2 protein-coding genes are annotated in these 1950 nt (G+C 47.2%); both read left to right on the top strand.

Annotated elements, in window-relative coordinates; all coding sequences use genetic code 11:
• Positions 1-34: 34 nt before the first annotated feature.
• Positions 35-1294 (top strand): ATP phosphoribosyltransferase regulatory subunit, encoded by a 1260-nt coding sequence (locus OSCI_RS09460; RefSeq protein WP_007354702.1) that lies wholly within the window; start codon positions 35-37, stop codon positions 1292-1294.
• Positions 1295-1507: 213 nt separating this feature from the next.
• Complete coding sequence (locus OSCI_RS09455; protein ID WP_007354701.1) at positions 1508-1735, top strand: indolepyruvate ferredoxin oxidoreductase subunit alpha; 228 nt, start codon at positions 1508-1510, stop codon at positions 1733-1735.
• Positions 1736-1950: the final 215 nt, after the last annotated feature.

The following is a 1950-nucleotide window of genomic DNA, read 5'->3' as shown; positions in this document are numbered from 1 at the left end:
ACTTGCCAATTACCAATTAATAAAATCCTCTAGAATGGTTCATCAACCTCCTTCGGGTGCAAGGGATCTACTGCCCCTCGATGTTGCCCAAAAAATCTCGATAGAACGCCGCTTGCAGCAGGTTTTTCACCGCTGGGGCTATCACCGAATTATTACCTCTACCCTTGAACGGTTGGATACTTTAATGGCCGGTGGAGCCGTTCAACGTTCAACGGTAATTCAGTTACAAGATGCTGAAGATGGCGAACTCGGCTTGCGACCGGAGTTGACTGCTTCCATTGCTAGGGCAGCCGCAACGCGCATGGTGGACAGCGCAGCTTGGCCGCAGCGCCTCTACTACAATGCGAATGTTTTCCGTAAAGGGCGGGGATTTGGTGGTCACGGTAGCCAGCAGGAATTTTATCAAGCTGGCGTGGAATTACTCGGCGCTGGCGGTGTCGCGGCGGATGTGGAAATTTTGCTGTTGCTGTGCGAGTGCTTGCAGAACTTGGGGTTGAGTGGGTGGCATTTGGTTTTAGGGGAAGCTGGCTTGACAGCGAAGCTTCTCGATCCCTTTCCGGTGCAGGTGCGAGATCGGGTGAGGAGTGCGATCGCAAATCTTGACCGTATTGCCCTAGAAACGTTGCCTCTGTCCCCAGAACTCCGGGAAAGGGCATTTTTGCTGTTCGACCTCCGAGGCCGTCCACAGGATGTGCTACCAATAGTTGCTAACCTGGATTTAGATTTATCGCAGCGAGAAGCGGTAAATAATCTCAAATCTCTTGTCGATTTGCTCAATGAATGTCAATCTAAAACTGCTCTTGCCCTTGGTCAGAGTCAGGAGGGCGCATTCCAAATCCATCTTGACCTCAGTTTGATTCAAACATTTGACTACTACACTGGTATTGTGTTTGAAATTGTTAGCAATACTGAGGGAGAACAGCGAGTTTTGGGACAGGGCGGACGATACGATCGACTGTTGGGACTCTATCATCCCGAAGGGACTTCTTACCCAGGAATCGGGTTTTCATTTAACATTGAAGACTTGCACTATATTCTGTTAAATACTGGAGAATTGCCCAGAGAAACGCCTGGGAGTGATTGGTTAGTAATACCGGAAACACCCCAAGCTTATGCAGCGGCGTTTTCCTATGCCCAAAAACTTCGAGAGTCTGCTCCTTTAGTCCGAGTTGAAGTAGATTTAGGAGGGCGGGAAACTGCCGAGGAAGTGCGGGAATATGCTCGCAATCGCCGTATTAGTCAAGTTGTCTGGATTAATGCCGCAGGGTTGCCGACTATTGAAACCGGGACTTAGCTAATGGTTAACTGTTAACTGTTAACTGTTAACTGCTAACAATAATGGTTAACAGTTATAGCAACCGGCAAGGTGGTTAGGGCATTCTGGTTTCCTCAAACCCTTAATTCTATTCTCTTCTTCCCTAGTCCTGAGCATCGGAGCATCGGAGCATCGTAGCTATAACTGCTAACACTAATAATTAACCACTAACCACTAACAAACAAAGGAAATATGCCCCATACTATCGTTACCAATATTTGCGAAGGTGTTGCTGATTGTGTAGACGCTTGTCCCGTTGCCTGTATTCATGAAGGGCCTGGCAAAAATGTTAAGGGAACTGATTGGTATTGGATTGATTTTCAAACTTGCATTGATTGCGGGATTTGTCTGCAAGTCTGTCCAGTGGCAGGGGCAATTGTTGCTGAAGAAAGACCAGAATTGCAGCAAACTCCTGGTTGATTTTAGTAAGTAGGACTTGACTTAATACAATGTCCAACAAATTACTTGGGATATGTCATTGCGAGCGCTCAAAGCCTTACCTTGCGATTGCTTCGGGCAAGATCCGTACCCTCGCAACTGCGCTGCGCTTGGCTCGCAATGACATATATAGCAACCGTCAAGATAACTAAATCCACCTAATTAAACATAAGATCGGGATGGCTAAAAAGCTGAGT

This window comes from Kamptonema sp. PCC 6506, assembly GCF_000180455.1.
GTDB lineage: Bacteria > Cyanobacteriota > Cyanobacteriia > Cyanobacteriales > Microcoleaceae > Kamptonema > Kamptonema formosum.
This window is presented reverse-complemented; position numbering and strand designations above follow the sequence as displayed.

Coding starts and splice junctions, on each gene's coding strand:
- OSCI_RS09460 (WP_007354702.1), top strand. CDS start 35: ATGGTTCATCAACCTCCTTCGGGTGCAAGGGATCTACTGCCCCTCGAT.
- OSCI_RS09455 (WP_007354701.1), top strand. CDS start 1,508: ATGCCCCATACTATCGTTACCAATATTTGCGAAGGTGTTGCTGATTGT.